The sequence below is a fragment of the Nocardiopsis oceani genome (assembly GCF_054777395.1).
Genome location: NZ_BAAHAR010000013.1, coordinates 65909 through 81614, shown reverse-complemented (window position 1 = coordinate 81614; position 15706 = coordinate 65909). Strand labels below are relative to the sequence as shown.

The 15706-nt window shown below is 67.2% G+C and carries 11 protein-coding genes and 2 pseudogenes; 9 read left to right on the top strand and 4 right to left on the bottom strand.

Annotated features, from left to right (window positions below; translation table 11 throughout):
* Positions 1 to 52: 52 nt before the first annotated feature.
* The 4 genes and pseudogenes from ACYVDG_RS09685 to ACYVDG_RS09670 all read left to right on the top strand — a co-directional run bounded on the left by ACYVDG_RS09685 (position 53) and on the right by ACYVDG_RS09670 (position 3774).
* Positions 53 to 1516, top strand: coding sequence for an HNH endonuclease signature motif containing protein (locus tag ACYVDG_RS09685; protein WP_460748515.1), 1464 nt, complete (start codon positions 53 to 55; stop codon positions 1514 to 1516).
* 993 nt (positions 1517 to 2509) lie between these two features.
* A pseudogene (locus ACYVDG_RS09680) lies at positions 2510 to 3025 on the top strand (reverse transcriptase domain-containing protein); the annotation flags it as partial.
* 83 nt (positions 3026 to 3108) lie between these two features.
* Positions 3109 to 3378 (top strand): annotated as a pseudogene (locus ACYVDG_RS09675) (reverse transcriptase domain-containing protein); the annotation flags it as partial.
* A gap of 45 nt (positions 3379 to 3423) precedes the next feature.
* Complete coding sequence (locus tag ACYVDG_RS09670) at positions 3424 to 3774, top strand: group II intron maturase-specific domain-containing protein (RefSeq protein WP_460748510.1); 351 nt, start codon at positions 3424 to 3426, stop codon at positions 3772 to 3774.
* A 234-nt stretch (positions 3775 to 4008) separates the two neighbouring features.
* Here ACYVDG_RS09670 and ACYVDG_RS09665 read toward each other — a convergent pair whose 3' ends face one another.
* The 4 genes from ACYVDG_RS09665 to ACYVDG_RS09650 form a co-directional block, all read right to left on the bottom strand.
* Positions 4009 to 5265 (bottom strand): ABC transporter substrate-binding protein, encoded by a 1257-nt coding sequence (locus ACYVDG_RS09665; protein ID WP_460748505.1) that lies wholly within the window; start codon positions 5263 to 5265, stop codon positions 4009 to 4011.
* Positions 5266 to 5445: 180 nt separating this feature from the next.
* A complete protein-coding gene (locus ACYVDG_RS09660) occupies positions 5446 to 6693 on the bottom strand; it encodes an ABC transporter substrate-binding protein (RefSeq protein ID WP_460748502.1) in 1248 nt (415 codons plus the stop codon).
* Positions 6694 to 6899: 206 nt separating this feature from the next.
* Positions 6900 to 8162, bottom strand: a complete 1263-nt coding sequence (locus ACYVDG_RS09655; protein WP_460748499.1) for an ABC transporter substrate-binding protein — start codon at positions 8160 to 8162, stop codon at positions 6900 to 6902.
* Between the two features lie 429 nt (positions 8163 to 8591).
* On the bottom strand, positions 8592 to 9020 hold the full coding sequence (locus ACYVDG_RS09650) for a PaaI family thioesterase (protein ID WP_460748496.1): 429 nt from the start codon (positions 9018 to 9020) through the stop codon (positions 8592 to 8594).
* Between the two features lie 116 nt (positions 9021 to 9136).
* Between ACYVDG_RS09650 and polA the strand changes: the two genes are divergently transcribed.
* The 5 genes from polA (at position 9137) to coaE (ending at position 15684) form a co-directional block, all read left to right on the top strand.
* The gene (gene polA, locus ACYVDG_RS09645; protein ID WP_460748491.1) at positions 9137 to 11896 is read left to right on the top strand and encodes a DNA polymerase I; all 2760 of its coding nucleotides are present in this window, start codon (positions 9137 to 9139) and stop codon (positions 11894 to 11896) included.
* Positions 11897 to 11939: 43 nt separating this feature from the next.
* Positions 11940 to 12386 (top strand): alternative ribosome rescue aminoacyl-tRNA hydrolase ArfB, encoded by a 447-nt coding sequence (gene arfB, locus ACYVDG_RS09640; RefSeq protein ID WP_460748488.1) that lies wholly within the window; start codon positions 11940 to 11942, stop codon positions 12384 to 12386.
* Positions 12387 to 12806: 420 nt separating this feature from the next.
* Positions 12807 to 14315, top strand: coding sequence for a 30S ribosomal protein S1 (gene rpsA, locus ACYVDG_RS09635; RefSeq protein WP_460748485.1), 1509 nt, complete (start codon positions 12807 to 12809; stop codon positions 14313 to 14315).
* A gap of 235 nt (positions 14316 to 14550) precedes the next feature.
* On the top strand, positions 14551 to 15048 hold the full coding sequence (locus ACYVDG_RS09630) for a GNAT family N-acetyltransferase (protein WP_460748481.1): 498 nt from the start codon (positions 14551 to 14553) through the stop codon (positions 15046 to 15048).
* A 33-nt stretch (positions 15049 to 15081) separates the two neighbouring features.
* Positions 15082 to 15684: a dephospho-CoA kinase gene (coaE, locus tag ACYVDG_RS09625; RefSeq protein ID WP_460748477.1), complete on the top strand. Its 603-nt coding sequence runs from the start codon at positions 15082 to 15084 to the stop codon at positions 15682 to 15684.
* The last annotated feature ends 22 nt before the right edge of the window (positions 15685 to 15706 follow it).

Below are 15706 nucleotides of genomic sequence, written 5' to 3'. Positions count from 1 at the left end.
TTATCACCCCCAGGGTAGGTCCTTTCTACGCCCTTCTTGATATCCTTGAGCCATGACTTCTTCTTTCGGGCAGTGCGGGAACACGGCGGGCAATACACCCGCCGCGACCGCCATGGGTGCCGCCCGGAAGAACATCGCTGCGGAAGTGGCGGAAGTGCCCCCGACCGGTGCGGCCGGTCAGGTCCTGGATGTGATCTCGCAGGTGTGCGAGGACATGGAACAGGCCCAGCTGGCGATGCTGCTGCGCCTGGCCCAGCTGGAAGCGGCCGGCACTCTGTTGGAGGCCGGTGGGCAGCGGTCGGTGCAGAACTGGCTGATCCACTCGGTGGGGATGGTCCCCGTTGAGGCCAACGGGCGCGCCGAGCTGGCCCGCCGGCTCTTCGCCCTGGAGCTGCCCGCCACCCGCCAGGGGTTGGACTCTGGGTTGTTGTCGATTGGGGAGGCGGTGGCGGTGTGCCGGGCCGCTGAGAGGGCGGTGGGGGCGCGCAACACCGGCCGCCACCCCGATGCCGGGGAGTTTCGGCGGATGATGGAGGCCGGGATCGTGGCCGCTAAGGCTAAGGAGCCGGCGATGTCGACTTCCCACATCGCTCGGCTGGGCCGGGAGCTGTTGGCCCAGTACAACCCTGCTGTGGTGGAAGAGCAGTACCAGGCTGCCTTCGATGCGCGTGGTGCGCGTTTGGTGCGTACCTTTGATGCGAGCTTCCTGGTCGAGCTGTGGGGTCCGAGTGAGCACGCCGAGGAGATCCAGCGTGAGCTCAAGGCCCACGAGGTGGCCTATGACCCCGAGAGGCTGCACGTGTCGGCTTCGGAGCGGATGTATGACGCGTTCATGAACCTGGTCCGCTCCGCCCACAACCCCACCGGGGACGCTGAGGGTGCCGAAGGTGCCCAGGGCGGGGACGCTGAGGGTGCCGAGGCCGGTACCGGGGAGGGCAAGGACAGCAAGGGCAAGGGCGGTCGGGGTCGCAAGCGTGCTGCGGTGGCGATGATCAACATCATGGTGCCCCTGCCCACCTTCCTCGGCCTCCAGAACCAGGAAGAGGGCGCGGGTCCTGCGGCCACGCAGGATGGGCAGGTGGTCTCCATGGCCGCGATCCGTGCCCTGGCCCCCAACAGTGTGCTGCGTCGGATGATCACCTCCCCGAAGGGGGAGACGGTGTTGGATGTGGGCCGCACCCAGCGCAACGCCACGGGCGCCCTGCGGGATGCGGGGATGTTCGGGCACACCACCTGCGCCTGGTACCAGGGCTGCAACACCCCGGCCAGCGGCTCGGAGGCCGACCACAAGAGGAGCTTCTCGGCCGGCGGGTCCACGAGCGCGGACAACATCCAGCCACTGTGCTCAGACCACAACCGGTTGAAGTACCGCAGGGAGACCAACCCCGACCAGCCCGTCTGGCAGGGCCGCCCCTCCCACCGCAACCGGGGAAGCAACAACAAGGGTAAGGACCCGGACGGGGACCCCGACCCAGAGCCAGCCCTCACACCCACTCCCACATCTGAGGAGCGGTAACCCCCGCCAAGGCCCTACCGGCCCACGCCCCCACGCGCCCCGATGCCCTGGCGCCCTCCCGAGGGGTTCGCCGCACACCATGACCGGCCGTGACACCCGACTCGTCAACGCTCCGGCGGCGTGGCAGGTATCGGCCGTCAGGCCGACCGGGGTTGCCCGGCCGCCAGGCCGGGGCCGCTCGGACCTCAACCACCCGTCCCCCTTTCCCGATAGCCGCCAACCTGCCGTCGTAGCGGAGCGGGTCAAGGTGGAGCGCCAATGACGCGCGAAGCGCTCGATGGCGACGACCTTGAGGCGCGTAGCGGAGACGGCCACAATCGGGCGGCGGGAAAGGAGGACACCCCAGCCCGGAAGGAATCCCCAACCCATGAGGGCAGCCCACAACGCCCAAAGACAACGGTGTTGTTGTGTCCTGAACGTGAAAGGAAGACGTATGTAGGAATTCTTCTTGTAGCGGTGCTGCACGGAAGATGAAGGATTTGTGGCCCTTCGGAGCCGCCCTGCGGGGGGAGGCTTCAAACCACCTCATGCCGCGTTAGCTAACGACTGTCGTGGTGAGCGATGAGGAAAAGGCACACAAGATGTGTCAGGTAGGGGTCGGGAAGGCGAACGCAAGTGAATCGCTGCTGACGTGTCGAAAATGTTAATTGGCATCAAAACCGGGGTGTCAACACAATCCCGGGACAAGCTCGGCGGGAACCCGCCTACTGGCCGAGCGGTGTCCGGCATACAGGCGACGCGAGCCCGACCTGCGGCTTCCGCGCGGAACAGGAGAAGGCGCACCTGGACACGCCCCCACCCCCCAGGGGTGGAGGGGAGAGGGAGACCCCCAAGCGGCCCGAAACCGCAAGGGATTGAGTACCGAGGCCAGGTGCGCTGGCGGACCGGCCCGTAGTAGTGGTGAAACCCCCGTAATAGGGGCGGAGCGAAGGGGCCGGGTCGTTCGTGACTGTGTTTATTCGATCAACCAGGTGTCATCCTGGAAGGAGTCGTATGAGCGAGTTGAAAGCATCAGACAAACCGTTCGCTATTTCCAAACATTCTGTCTGGGAGGCGTATGAGCAGGTAAGAGCGAACAAGGGTGCGCCGGGGGTGGACGAGGTGTCCATCGAGGAGTTCGAGAAGGATCTGAGGAACAACCTCTACAAGATCTGGAACCGAATGTCCTCAGGCTCCTACTTTCCACCTCCGGTGCGTGCGGTGCCGATCCCCAAACCGAACGGGGGCGTTCGCTTGTTGGGCGTACCCACGGTGGCGGATCGGATCGCTCAGACGGTCGTGGCGTCGGTGTTGGAAGAGGCGGCCGAGCCCGCCTTCCACCCCGACTCCTACGGGTACCGCCCGGGGCGGTCGGCGATCGACGCGGTGGGCCAGTGCCGTAGGCGCTGCTGGAAAGCGGACTGGGTCATCGACCTGGACATCCGCGCCTTCTTCGACAGCGTCCCGTGGGATCTGGTCCTCAAAGCGGTCGCCGCGCACACCGACCAGTCCCAATCCTGGGTGGCGTTGTATGTGCAGCGGTGGCTCAAGGCCCCGCTGCTGCTACCTGATGGGACCACGCAAGAGCGAGACCGTGGGACCCCCAGGGGTCAGCGGTCTCACCGATCCTGGCCAATGTGTTCCTGCACTATGCCTTCGATGCGTGGATGGCTCGGACCTTCCCGACCATCGCGTTCGAGCGGTATGTGGATGATGTGGTGGTTCACTGCGTCAGTGAGCGCCAAGCACGGCATGTGCTCGCGGCGATCACCGAGCGGATGGGTCAGGTCGGGCTGGAGCTGCATCCGGACAAGACCAGGATCGTGTACTGCCAGGACGCCAACCGGTGGGGCTCGTATGAGCACACCGAGTTCACGTTCTTGGGGTTCACGTTCTGTCGTCGGTCCGCGCAGCGCAGGGACGGGACGATGTTCTTGTCGTTCCTACCAGCGATCAGCAAACAGGCTCTGAAGGGGATCGGTGGCCGGGTGCGGTCCTGGAGGCTGCACCATCGCACTCACCTGAGCGAGGCGGACCTCGCCGAGAGGATCAACCCGGTCGTGCGGGGTTGGATGGCCTACTACGGGGCCTTCTATCGGTCGGCCCTATATCCCCTCCTGGAACGTATCAATGCCTACGTGATGCGGTGGATGCGTAAGAAGTACAGGCGGTTGCGGGGACGCAAGCGGGCTCAGGACGCGTGGAATCAGGCGGTCGCAAGACGGCCCGGGTTCTTCGCTCACTGGGCTTGGAGCACGCACGTCCCACGGGTCTGGTGACCAGAGCGACAAGAGCCGTGTAACGAGAGATTGTTACGCACGGTTCTGTGGGGGCCCCGGGGTGAGATTCCCCGGGGCTACCCGGCGGAGCTGCCCCCTATTGACGTGCGCGTCCCTGCAACGACGCCTACTCCTACAGCGACGCCTACTCCTACAGCTAGGCCTACGCCTACAGCGACGCCTGCAGCGACGCCTACTCCTACGCCCACAGCTATGCCTGTGTCTACGGGCGAGTTAGTCGTCCGTGGAGTAGTCCTCGAAGCCGAGGGTGTCGTATCCGTCGTCGCCGAAGTGGAAGAGCTCGAACGTGGCGGAGGTGGGGTCGCCGTTGTCGTCGAGGTCGATGTCGCCGCTCACGCCTTGGTAGTCGATGTCCTCGTCTTCATTGAGGAGGTCGCGGCACTCCTGGAAGCTGTGGCACTCGGTGCCTGCGGGACGGCTGATCTCGGCGAGGTGTCCCACGTATTCGCTGGGTTCGGCGGATCCGGCGGATTCGGCGGCGAGAGCGATCGCGGTGACGCAGTCGAAGACGTGGGGCGCGTACTGGAAGATCTCGAGGTCGGGGCTGAACTCGCGGAGCCCGTCGTTGAACTCGGGGTTGTCGGCGCTCGGTGCGACTCCCGTGGTGCCGTTGATGGCCTCCGGCCCGTCGGCGCCGATGGTCTGGTCGAGGTCGGGGTCGTTGAGGCCGTCGGTGAGGTAGAACTGGTCGCCGTCGACGTGGCCGCTCTCGAGGAGGGTGGCCATGAGCTCGCCGCCTTCCTCGAAGGAGATGAGGGCGATGGCGTCGGCCTGCGCTTCGATGATGGCGTCGATCACGGCGCCGTAGTTGGTGGCGTCGGGGTCGTAGGACTCGGTCATGACGACGTCTACGCCCAGGCTCGCGAGTTCGGTTTCCACGGCGGTGAGGTAGCCGCTGCCGTAGTCGTCGGCGCGGGCGATGACGGCGACGCTGTCGTGGCCGTCCTCGATGATCTGTTGGGCGAGGACGGGGCCGGCGAGGAGGTCGCTGGGTGCGGTGCGGAAGTAGTAGCCGTCGTCGTCGATCTCGGTGAGGTCGGGTGCGGTGTTGGAGCCGGAGCACTGGACGATTTGGGAGCCGGTGATGCTGGCGTAGGTGGCCTGGGTCATGGCGGAGGCGGCGGCGCCGATGACGGCGTTGACGTCCTCCGCGACGAGGTTGTTGGCTGCCTCGTTGGCTTGTCCGGGGTCCGCGGTCTCGTCGGCTTGGACGGGGTCGGGGACTTCGCTGCCGAGGATGCCGCCGGCTTCGTTGATTTCGGAGATGGCGTATTCGGTGGCGGCGAGCTGGGGCGGGCCGAGGGAGGCGAGGTTGCCGGTCTGGGGGTAGAGGATTCCGTAGGTGAATGCTCCGTTGTCGCCGTTGCCGATGTCGGGGCCGTTGCCGTCGTCGCCGCAGGCGGTGAGGGTGAGGACGAGTGTGAGGGTGGCCGCGGTCAGGGGCAGGGGTAGGGCCTTGGTGGTGGGCATGGTTGGTGGTCCGTTCGCGAGGCGGTCGGGGCCGGGTGCAGGGGCCCTCTGGTCGGGTATCGGGGGGTGGCGGGGGATGGGGGCGTGCTCGGGGACGGGGCGGGCCCGACGCGTGGTGCCGTGCGCCGGGCCCGTTGTCTCGTGGTGGCTGGGTCGGTTGGGTTGGCTGGGCTGGCTGGGTTAGTCGTCGTAGGTGAATTCGACGTAGTCGAGGATGTCGTAGCCGTCGTCGTCGAAGTGGAAGAGCTCGAAGGTGGCGGAGGTGGGGTCGCCGTTGTCGTCGAGGTCGATGTCGCCGCTCACGCCCTGGTAGTCGATGTCCTCACCTTCGTTGAGGAGGTCGCGGCACTCTTCGAAGGTGGTGCATTCGGTGCCTTCGGGGCGGGTGACGTCGGCGATGTGGTCGACGAAGTCGGAGGACTGGGTGCTTTCGGCGGCTTCGGCGGCGAGGGCGATGACGGTGACGCAGTCGAAGATCTGTGGGGCGAACTGCAGGACGTCGAGGTCGCGGAACTCGAGGAGGCCTTCGTTGAACTGCGGGTTGTCCGCGCCGGGTGTGACGCCGGTGGTGCCGGTGATGATGTCCGGGTTGTCTTCGTTGACGGTTTCGCCGAGGTCGGGGTCGTTGAGGCCGTCGGTGATGTAGAGCTGGTCGCCGTCGATTCCGGATTCGAGGAGCTCGGCGAGCAGCTGGGCGCCCTCTTCGAAGGAGATGAGGGCGATGGCGTCGGGGTCGGCGCTGGAGACGTTGTTGACGACCGCGTCGAAGTTGGTGGCGTCGGGGTCGTAGGTGTCGGTCATGGCGATGTCGGCGCCGAGGGCTTCGAGTTCTTCTTCGACGGCGGCGAGGTAGCCGTCGCCGTAGTCGTCGGCGCGGGCGACGATGCCGACGCTGACGTGGCCGTCCTCTTGGATCTGCTGGGCTAGTACGGGGCCGGCCATCAGGTCGCTGGGTGCGGTGCGGAAGTAGTAGCCGCCGTCGTCGATCTCGGTGAGGTCGGGTGCGGTGTTGGACCCGGAGCACTGGACGGTTTCGGCGCCGGTGATGGTGTCGTAGATGGCCTGGGTCATGGCGGAGGCGCCGGCGCCGATGACGGCGTCGACGTCTTCGGCTACGAGGTTGTTGGCGGCTTCGTTGGCCTGTCCGGCGTCGCCTGCTTCGTCGCCTTCGATGAGGTCGGGGAGTTCGGTGCCGAGGACTCCGCCGGCTTCGTTGATTTCGTTGATGGCGTGGGCGGCTGAGGCTTCCTGGGGTGGGCCTAGGAAGGCGAGTGGTCCGGTCTGCGGGTAGATGATGCCGAAGTCGAGGGTGTCACCGTTCTCGGCTGCGCTTTCTCCGTTGTCTCCGTCTCCGTCTCCGCACGCGGACAGTGCCAGTACGAGTGCGGTTGTGGCCGCGGTGAGGCCGAGTGCCTTGCTTCGGGCCATGGCGTGATCACTCCGTTCGAAATGGACGAGGCACGGAGCGCCGGTGCGCTGCCGTGCCGGGGGATGGGGTGTTCGCTGTGGGAGAGGTCGGACACCGGTACCCGGGGGTGCGGGCTGTTGGCCCGCACCCCCGGGTGGTGCGCACGGTGCGTGTCGCTGACGGTGTCTCCTACCGGGGAACGGTGTGTTCTCTGGCGGTTACGGGTTTAGTCCTCGTCGACGGCGTATTCCTCGTAGCCGAGGATTTCGTGGCCGTCGTCGCCGTAGTGGAAGACCTCGAAGGTGGCGGAGGTGGGGTCTCCGTTGTCGTCGAAGTCGATGTCGCCGCTGGTGCCCTGGAAGTCGATGGCCTCGTCTTCGTTGAGGAGGTCGCGGCACTCCTCGAAGGTGAAGCACTCGGTGCCCTCGGGGCGGCTGATCTCCGGGAGGTGCTCGACGTACTCGTTGGGCTCGACGGATCCGGCGGATTCGGCGGCGATGGCGATCGCGGTGACGCAGTCGAAGACCTGCGGGGCGAACTGGAAGACGTCGAGGTCTTCGTTGAACGCGCGGAGGCCGTCGTTGAACTCGGGGTTGTCCGCACCGGGGGCGACGCCGGTGGTGCCGTTGATGACGTCCGGGTCGTCCTCGTTGACGGTTTCGCCGAGGTCGGGGTCGTTGAGGCCGTCGGTGATGTAGAGCTGGTCGCCTTCGACACCTGCTTCGAGCAGTTCAGCCATGACCTGGGCGCCCTCTTCGAAGGAGATGAGGGCGACGGCGTCAGGGTCTTCGCTGCTGATGGCGTTGACGGTGGAGTCGAAGTTGGTGGCGTCGGGGTCGTAGGTCTCGGTGGTGACCACTTCGGCGCCGAGGGCTTCGAGCTCTTCTTCGACGGCGCCGAGGTAGCCGTCGCCGTAGTCGTCGGCGCGGGCGACGATGCCGACGCTGACGTGGCCGTCGTCGACCATCTGGCGGGCCATGACGGGCCCGGAGAGGAGATCGCTGGGTGCGGTGCGGAAGAAGTAGCCGTTGTCGTCGATCTCGCTGAGGTCGGGTGCGGTGTTGGACCCGGAGCACTGGACGGTTTCGGCGGCGGTGATGGTGTCGTAGGTGGCCTGGGTCATGGCGGAGGCGGCGGCGCCGATGACGGCGTTGACGTCTTCCGCGACGAGGTTGTTGGCGGCTTCGTTGGCCTGTGCCGCGTCGCCGGCTTCGTCGCCCTCGACGATGTCGGGGACTTCGGTGCCGAGGATGCCGCCCGCTTCGTTGATCTCGGAGATCGCGTATTCGGCGGCGGTGATCTGGGGCGGGCCGAGGAAGGCGAGGGCGCCGGTCTGGGGGTAGAGGATGCCGAAGGAGAACTCCTCGGCGGCTTCGCCGTTCTCGCCACCGTTACCGCCGTCGTCGGCGTCGCCGTTGCCGCACGCGGACAGCCCCAGTACCAGGGCCGTGGTGGCGGCAGTGAGTCCTAGGACCTTCTTGCTTGCCATGATGGTGGTCGCTCCGTTCAACCGGCGTTGCACGGTCTGCGTGGTGCAGGCGTGCTGATGGTGCAGTTGGTGCTAGTGCGTCCTGAGGCCCGTGTTGTGCGGGGTGCCTTAATCAGGAGCGTTAGCGGAGCTTAATCAGGTATCGGGTTCCCGTGGAAGGTGTATGGGGGTGTTGCGGCTTAGTCGCCTTCGGCTTGTTATGAGTCTGTAGCCGTGGTGGGGGCTGGTCGACAGGTTCGGGCCTGACTGTGGCTGTGTGGTAGCTGGGTGTTAGGGCTGGTGGCCTGTGAGTGCGTGTTCGTCCAGTGTTGGAGTGTGCGTGGGTGCTCGCTCCGTTAGGGGTGCTTCACGTCGTTTGGTGGGTTTGCTTATGCCTGCCGAGGGGGTGCTACCCCGGACCTGTGGTCATCTGGCCCGGGGCGCGGTGTGTCAGGACGTGGGGGCTTCGCGCAGCATGCAGGTGAGCCGGGAGGTGCACACCTTCTTGCCTTGGTCGTCGGTGATGGTGATGTCCCATGTGGCGAGGGTGCGGCCGAGGTGGACGGGGGTGGCGACCCCGGTGACGTGGCCGTTGGTGGCGGACCGGTGGTGGGTCGCGTTGATTTCGATGCCCACGGCGACGCGGCCGAAGGTCTGGGCGTGGATGGTGGAGCCGACGGATCCCAGGGATTCGGCGAGTACGCAGGAGGCGCCGCCGTGGAGGAGCCCGAAGGGTTGGCGGTTGCCTTCGACCGGCATGCGGCCCACGACGCGTTCCGCGGAGGCCTCGGTGATGTCGATGCCCATGTGCTGTCCCAGGCCGCCGACGAGTGCTCCGGTGTCGAGGAGTTCGCGTAGTGCCTCGGCGTCTGTGGTCATGGTGTGCCTTTCGGTCCGGTCGGGTGGCCCCGTACCCGGTCGAACCGGCCGGGCGGTGGCGGTGTTCCCGCGTTGTTGGCCACGGAGTGTCTGCAGCGCATCCTAGGATTTGTTCTGTGGTGACCAAGCGAGAGACCCCCGAACAATCAGCCCAGGCCGACGGCGGGCGGCCCCGTCTGCTTCTCTTGGACGGCCATTCGATGGCCTTCCGCGCGTTCTTCGCGTTGCCGGTGGAGAATTTCGGTACGAGTACCGGGCAGTCCACCAACGCCGTGTACGGCTTCGCGTCGATGCTGGTGAAGCTGTTGCGTGATGAGGAGCCCACTCATGTGGCGGTGGCGTGGGACCTGTCCGGTCCGACGTTCCGGCACGAGGAGTATGAGGAGTACAAGGACGGCCGGTCGGAGACGCCGCCGGAGTTTCCGTCGCAGGTGCCGTTGACGCAGGACCTGATGCGGTTGATCGGTGTGGCGAACCTGTCGGCGCCGGGTTTTGAGGCCGATGACGTGATCGCCACGCTGGCGCACCAGGGCGGTGCCGCGGGTATGGAGGTGTTGATCGCCTCCGGTGACCGGGACGCCTTCCAGTTGGTGACCGAGGACTGCACGGTGTTGTATCCGGGCAAGAGCCTGTCGGATCTGCGCCGGATGAATCCGGCCGCGGTCGAGGACAAGTACGGGGTCGTCCCTGAGCGGTACCGCGATCTGGCGGCGCTGGTGGGGGAGAAGGCCGACAACCTTCCGGGTGTGCCGGGGGTGGGGCCCAAGACCGCGGCGAAGTGGATCACGAAGTTCGGGTCGCTGGACGAGTTGGTGGCCCGTGCGGACGAGGTTCCGGGTAAGGCTGGGCAGAACTTCCGCGATCACCTGGACGACGTGCTGCGCAACCAGCGGCTGAACCGGTTGGCCACGGACGTGGAGTTGGACTCCGGTGTGGCCGAGCTGGGTTTGGGCGAGGCGGACCGGGCGGGGATCGACGCGCTTTTCGACAACCTGGAGTTCGCCTCCAACCTGCGTGAGCGCCTGTACGCGGTGATCCGCGCGGGCGAGGATTCCGCTGGAGACGCTGAGGGCGACGGCGCTGAGGGCTTCGCCGTGGACGTGACCGTCGGTGTGACGGGCGGGGTCGCTGGGTGGCTGGCCGAGCATGCCGCCGGCGAGGGCTTGACCGCGGAGGCCCCGGCTGGGGTGGCGATCGACGGCACCTGGGACAAGGGCGCCGGGCGGGTGGACGCGCTGGCGGTCACGGTGCCGAGCGGCGCGTCGTTGTTCGTGGACCCCACGCAGTTGGATACGGCCGACAACGAGGCGCTGGCGGCGTTCCTGGCTGACCCGGGGCGCCGCAAGACCGTGCACGAGTACAAGGGCGCCCTGCTGGCGCTGGGTGCGCACGGGTGGACGTTGGGCGGGGTGGTCAGCGACACGGCTCTGGCGGCCTACCTGGCACAGCCCGGGCAGCGCCGGTTCGACCTGGCCGACCTGTGCCGCAAGTACCTGGGCCGGGAGCTGGAGGAGGACTCCGACGGTGCGCAGATGACGCTGGACCTGGGTGAGGAGGCTGGTGCGGGGCGCGGCCACTGGTTGGCGGTGCGGGCCGCGGCCACCCGGGACCTGGCGGGTGTGCTCGCCGCGGAGCTGGACAAGAGGGGCGGCAGCCATCTGTTGCAGGAGGTGGAGCTGCCGCTGGTGGACGTGCTGGCCCGGATGGAGCGGGTCGGGATCGCCGCGGATCGCGAGTACCTGGAGGGCCTCCAGGCGGAGTTCGCTGCGGCCGCGCGCGGCGCGGTGGAGCGGGCGCAGGAGGTCGTGGGGCACGAGTTCAACCTGGGTTCGCCCAAGCAGCTGCAGAAGGTGCTGTTCGAGGACCTGGAGCTACCGAAGACGAAGAAGATCAAGACCGGGTACACGACCGACGCCGACGCGTTGGCGTGGCTGGCGGCGCAGACCGACAACGAGCTGCCGGGGGTGCTGTTGCACCATCGGGATCAGACGAAGCTGCGTACTACTGTCGAGGGTCTGATCAAGACGGTCGCGGACGACGGTCGCATCCACACCACGTTCAACCAGACGGTGGCGGCGACGGGTCGGCTCAGTTCCACGGACCCGAACCTGCAGAACATCCCGGTGCGTACGGACGTGGGGCGGCGGATCCGGCGGGCCTTCGTGGTCGGGGAGGGTTTCCAGGAGCTGTTGACTGCGGACTACAGTCAGATCGAGTTGCGCATCATGGCGCACCTGTCGGGTGAGCAGGCGCTGATTGACGCGTTCAACAGCGGTTACGACTTCCACGCGCAGATGGCCGCGCAGGTATTCGGTATCGGTGTGGACGAGGTCGACGGTGAGGCGCGGTCCCGGATCAAGGCGATGAGCTACGGGTTGGCGTACGGGCTGAGCGCCTATGGCCTGTCGCAGCAGTTGGGGATCGCTCCGGACGAGGCCAAGCGCTTGATGGAGGACTACTTCGCCCGGTTCGGCGGGGTGCGTGACTACCTCAACGAGGTGGTGGACCAGGCCCGCAAGGTGGGTTACACCGAGACGATCCTGGGGCGGCGGCGTTACCTGCCGGACCTGACGAGTGACAACCGCCAGCGGCGGGAGATGGCGGAGCGGATGGCGCTGAACGCTCCGATCCAGGGGTCGGCGGCCGACATCATCAAGGTGGCGATGCTCCAGGTGGACGCGGCGCTGACCGAGGGCGGGTACCGCTCCCGGGTGCTGTTGCAGGTGCACGACGAGCTCGTGGTGGAGGTCGTCGAGGGGGAGCGCGAGGGGGTCGAAAACCTCGTGACCCACGAGATGGGCTCCGCCTATGATCTGCGTGTTCCGCTGGGTGTTTCGGTTGGCAGCGGACAGAACTGGCACGACGCCGCGCACTAGCTACAGCATGTAAGTGCCGGCGGTGGTATCGGAGGTGGGAACGGTGACGGGGCACGAAGAGACTACGGGCGCACTGGCCGTGGGACCCGTGACCGTTCCCGCCGACGCGTTGACGTGGCGGTTCTCCCGGTCCTCGGGGCCGGGCGGCCAGCACGTCAACACGTCGGACACCAGGGCGTCGCTGTCGTTGGACGTGGCGTCCTGCCGGGCGTTGGGTGCCACACGGCGGGCGCGTGCTCTGGAGCACCTGGAGGGGCGCCTGGTGGACGGGGTGCTGACGGTGTCGGCGCAGTCGCACCGTTCGCAGGTGCGCAACCGGGTGGAGGCGCGGGAGCGTTTGGCCAGGATTCTGGCGGAGGCGATCGCTCCGCCGCCCCCGGAGCGGCGCAAGAGGCGGCCGAGCCGCGGTGCGAAGCGGCGCCGGTTGGAGGCCAAGCGCCGTCGGAGTGACGTGAAGAAGTCGCGTGCGCGGCCTCCGGCGGACGGCTGAGGCCGTCGTTTTCGCCTTTTCTTGGACGGTTTTCCCGGGTGTCGGCGGGGTGTGGCCCGAGGGGCGGCAAGCCCTGTCGGACATGGGCGGGGGCGTAGTTGATCTTCCCCACCCGGCTCAGGTAAATTGCCGCCATTGCGGCCTTCGCCGGGTTGGCGGCCCTGGGTTCCGATTGACCAGGACGCCCTTGTCTCATATTCTGGCTCCAGCGTTGTGGGTTCGTGCGGGCGTCTGCCGTCTCTGTAGGAGGCGGGTGGGTTGCACCGCTTCGGTCACCACTCTGGACCCGGCGGCTGGCGGTCACGGACGGCTCGTTCCGTAATGTGACCCTGCTTCTTGCATCTGGACGACGGATCGACGGGCTCGAACCTGCGGCGTGCCCATTTTCTGAACCTGTCCGTATCCGGAGTCCACCCACAAATGACGAGCAGCACCGAGGCCACCTCGACACCCCAGGTAGCGGTCAATGACATCGGGTCCGAGGAAGCCTTCCTCGCGGCGATCGACGAGACCATCAAGTACTTCAACGACGGTGACATTGTCGAGGGCACCATCGTGAAGGTCGATCGAGACGAGGTCTTGCTCGACATCGGCTACAAGACCGAGGGTGTGATCCCCTCCCGGGAACTGTCGATCAAGCACGACGTCGACCCCGGTGAGGTCGTTGCTGTCGGCGACCAGGTCGAAGCCCTCGTTCTCCAGAAGGAGGACAAGGAAGGCCGTCTGATCCTGTCCAAGAAGCGCGCTCAGTACGAGCGGGCCTGGGGCACGATCGAGAAGATCAAGGAAGAGGACGGCGTCGTCACCGGCACCGTCATCGAGGTCGTCAAGGGCGGCCTCATCCTCGACATCGGCCTGCGCGGCTTCCTCCCCGCGTCGCTGGTGGAGATGCGCCGTGTGCGCGACCTGCAGCCGTACGTCGGCCGCGAGCTCGAGGCGAAGATCATCGAGCTGGACAAGAACCGCAACAACGTGGTCCTGTCCCGTCGCGCCTGGCTCGAGCAGACGCAGTCCGAGGTTCGCCAGACGTTCCTCAACACCCTGCAGAAGGGTCAGATCCGCAAGGGCGTCGTCTCCTCGATCGTCAACTTCGGTGCCTTCGTGGACCTGGGTGGCGTCGACGGCCTGGTGCACGTCTCCGAGCTCTCCTGGAAGCACATCGACCACCCGAGCGAGGTTGTCGAGGTCGGCCAGGAGGTCACCGTCGAGGTTCTCGACGTGGACATGGAGCGCGAGCGCGTCTCCCTGTCGCTCAAGGCGACCCAGGAAGACCCGTGGCAGCAGTTCGCCCGGACCCACCAGATCGGCCAGGTCGTTCCCGGCAAGGTCACCAAGCTGGTTCCGTTCGGTGCGTTCGTGCGCGTCGAGGAGGGCATCGAGGGCCTGGTCCACATCTCGGAGCTGGCCGAGCGCCACGTCGAGGTGCCGGAGCAGGTTGTCCAGGTCGGCACCGAGATCTTCGTGAAGATCATCGACATCGACCTCGACCGCCGTCGCATCAGCCTTTCGCTGAAGCAGGCCAACGAGAGCGTTTCGCCCGACCAGGTGGACTTCGACCCCACCCTGTACGGCATGGCCGCGGACTACGACGAGCAGGGCAACTACAAGTACCCCGAGGGCTTCGACCCCGAGAGCGGCGAGTGGCTCGAGGGCTTCGAGGCTCAGCGGGACGAGTGGGAGCGCAGCTACGCCGAGGCGCAGGCTCGTTTCGAGGCGCACCGCAAGCAGGTGGAGGAGGCGCGCTCGGCCGAGGCCGACGCCGCCAACGCCCCTGCTCCGGAGGAGGAGGAAGGCGACTACACCGGTGGCGGTGCGCAGAGCACCGGCGGCGGCGGTTCGTCGGCCAGCTCCGAGTCCACCAGCGGCGCCCTCGCCTCCGACGAGGCGCTGGCCGCTCTGCGCGAGAAGCTCGCGGGCGGCGAGGCCTAAGCGGTCTCCCCGTCGGGCTCCGGCCCGAGTGACGGTTTGTTGAAGGGCCGTCCCCACTTCGTGTGGGGGCGGCCCTTCGCCGATTCCGGGGCTGGTGTCCCGCTGTCCCGCAGTCCGCTTCCCGGCGCTGTCTGCTTCTTTGCGTCGTCTGCTGTCGGTGTTGTCCGGGCACTGCGGGGCAGGGGGTCTAGGGTGCGGTTGTGCCCTTGAGGGAGAGGGCCGTTGAGGAGGCTACGTGTTCGACATCCAGCCGGCCGTGCCCGCCGACGCGGGTGAGATCTTCACACTGCAGCGTGCGGCCTACGTCGACGAGGCCCAGGCCTGCGGTGACCCGTTCATCCTGCCGCTCACCGAAGGGCTGTCCAGGATCGAGGGGCTGCTTGCCCAGGGCGACGCCGTGGTCCTCAAGGCCGTGGTGGGTCACCGTCTGGTCGGGGCGGTCCGGGCCGGGACCACTGACACCACCGGGCTGGTCGGCCGACTGGTGGTCGCCCCTGATCTGCGCCGTAAAGGGATCGCGAGGGCGCTGCTGGTCCGGGTGGAGGCGGAACTGCGCGAGCGCAGGCCCGACCTCGCCGCGCTCACCCTGTTCACCGGGGCGCAGAACCCGGAGAACCAGCGGCTGTACCGGGCGCTCGGGTACGCGGAGACGCACCGGGAGCGGGTCGCCGACCACCTGGTGATGGTGCACATGCGCAAGGAGTTGGAGCGGGTGCCAGTGGGGTCGGCGTGACGGTCGGGTTCTTCGACCTCTAGGCTTTGGGCCATGCTGAAAGTGGGACTCACCGGTGGGATCGGTTCGGGTAAGAGTGCGGTCTCGGCCGCGCTGTCCGACTTCGGTGCGGTGGTGATCGACGCCGACGCCATCGCCCGGGAGGTCGTCGAGCCCGGAACCCCGGGTCTGGCGGAGATCGTCGCCGAGTTCGGGGAGGCGGTGCTGACCCCCGAGGGGCGGTTGGACCGGCCGAAGCTGGGCGAGATCGTCTTCGCCGACGAGAGCAGGCTGGCCAGCCTCAACGCGATCGTCCACCCGCGGGTCGGGGAACGCAGCGGCCAGCTCATGGAGGAGGCGTTGGACTCCGACGCCAAGGTCGTGGTCTACGACGTGCCCCTGCTGGTGGAGAACGACCTGGCGTCGCTGTACGACCTGGTGGTCGTGGTGGACACCCCCGACGAGACGCGGATCGAGCGGGTGTCCCGGGACCGCGGCATGCCGCGTGAGCAGGTGCGGTCCCGGATCGACGCGCAGGCCGACCGGGCGACCCGTCTGGCCGCCGCGGACCTGGTGGTGGACAACTCCGGGAGCCGGGAGGACCTGCATGAGCGCGTCGCGGACCTGTGGCGCGAGCTCCTGGAACGCGCTGGTTAGCGGTTGGCGGGTTCGAGGACGG

Coding starts and splice junctions, on each gene's coding strand:
- ACYVDG_RS09685 (WP_460748515.1), top strand. CDS start 53: ATGACTTCTTCTTTCGGGCAGTGCGGGAACACGGCGGGCAATACACCC.
- ACYVDG_RS09670 (WP_460748510.1), top strand. CDS start 3,424: ATGTTCTTGTCGTTCCTACCAGCGATCAGCAAACAGGCTCTGAAGGGG.
- ACYVDG_RS09665 (WP_460748505.1), bottom strand. CDS start 5,265: ATGCCCACCACCAAGGCCCTACCCCTGCCCCTGACCGCGGCCACCCTC.
- ACYVDG_RS09660 (WP_460748502.1), bottom strand. CDS start 6,693: ATGGCCCGAAGCAAGGCACTCGGCCTCACCGCGGCCACAACCGCACTC.
- ACYVDG_RS09655 (WP_460748499.1), bottom strand. CDS start 8,162: ATGGCAAGCAAGAAGGTCCTAGGACTCACTGCCGCCACCACGGCCCTG.
- ACYVDG_RS09650 (WP_460748496.1), bottom strand. CDS start 9,020: ATGACCACAGACGCCGAGGCACTACGCGAACTCCTCGACACCGGAGCA.
- rpsA (WP_460748485.1), top strand. CDS start 12,807: ATGACGAGCAGCACCGAGGCCACCTCGACACCCCAGGTAGCGGTCAAT.
- coaE (WP_460748477.1), top strand. CDS start 15,082: ATGCTGAAAGTGGGACTCACCGGTGGGATCGGTTCGGGTAAGAGTGCG.